This window comes from Streptomyces sp. A1136 (assembly GCF_004795055.1).
In the GTDB taxonomy this organism is placed as follows: Bacteria; Actinomycetota; Actinomycetes; order Streptomycetales; family Streptomycetaceae; genus Streptomyces.
In genome coordinates this window covers 1-554 of sequence record NZ_SSBJ01000314.1, presented here as the reverse complement: position 1 = coordinate 554, position 554 = coordinate 1, and the positions used below count along the sequence as shown (strand labels likewise).

The following is a 554-nucleotide window of genomic DNA, read 5'->3' as shown; positions in this document are numbered from 1 at the left end:
CGGGCACTCCGAGCTGCGGTTCACCGACGTCCGGGTGCCGGCGTCGAACCTCCTCGCGAGCGAGGGCGACGGCTTCATGATCGCGCAGGCCCGCCTGGGCCCCGGCCGCATCCACCACTGCATGCGCGCCATCGGCATGGCCGAGCGGGCGCTGGCCCTGATGGTCGAGCGGGCCAAGGCGCGGGTCGCCTTCGGCCGCCCGCTGGCCGAGCAGGGGACCGTGCGGGAGTCGATCGCCCTCTCCCGGATCGAGATCGACCAGGCCCGGCTCTACGTGCTGAAGGCGGCCGACCTGATCGACAAGTACGGGGCGAAGGGCGCCCGCACCGAGATCTCCGCGATCAAGGTGGCCGCCCCGAAGGTGGCCCTCGACGTCATCGACCGGGCGATCCAGCTGCACGGCGGCGCGGGCGTCAGCGACGACACCCCGCTGGCCGGCTTCTGGGCGCACGCCCGGACGCTGCGCATCGTCGACGGCCCCGACGCCGTGCACCTCCGCGGAGTGGCCAAGGAGGAGCTGGACCGGGAGCGCCCCTACAGCGCCTGAGCCTCAG

Annotated in this window: 1 protein-coding gene; it reads left to right on the top strand. The window is 73.8% G+C overall.

What is annotated here, in order from left to right; translation table 11 throughout:
• On the top strand, positions 1-547 hold a 547-nt coding region (locus tag E6R62_RS38785), incomplete at its 5' end, for an acyl-CoA dehydrogenase family protein (protein ID WP_276615705.1).
• Between the last annotated feature and the right edge of the window lie 7 nt (positions 548-554).